Origin of the sequence: Gluconacetobacter entanii (assembly GCF_013155425.1) — a bacterium.
In the GTDB taxonomy this organism is placed as follows: Bacteria; Pseudomonadota; Alphaproteobacteria; order Acetobacterales; family Acetobacteraceae; genus Novacetimonas; species Novacetimonas entanii.
The window spans coordinates 1-339 of record NZ_JABJWD010000101.1 but is presented as its reverse complement, the minus strand read 5'-3'; the positions used below and the strand labels follow the sequence as shown (position 1 = coordinate 339).

The following is a 339-nucleotide window of genomic DNA, read 5'->3' as shown; positions in this document are numbered from 1 at the left end:
GCCCTGGGCAATCTGGTCCGCTTTACGCTTATCCCCGGCCAGCATTACGACACGGTCGGGGTCGCGCCTCTTCTCGAACCCGCGGATTTCAAGGGTATTCTTGCCGACAAGGCATTCGATGTGCACTGGATCGTGGACACCATACGCGCGCAAGGGGCCCGCGTGGTCATTCCCCAGCGTCGGAACCGCCTCGACAGGCGACCCTTCGATGGAGCCCTGTTCAAGGCGCGCCATCTCATCGAGAACTTCTTCTGCAAGCTCAAGGAGTTCAAGCGTATCGCCATGCGGAGCGACAAGACCGACAGATCATTCGCAGCGATGATTTATCTCACCGCCGCA

General features: G+C 59.6%; 1 protein-coding gene. It reads left to right on the top strand.

Annotation, left to right across the window (positions count from 1 at the left end; genetic code table 11):
• Window positions 1-339, top strand: a 339-nt coding sequence (locus tag HNH97_RS15295; protein ID WP_171791458.1) for a transposase, incomplete at both ends; no start/stop codon positions are given.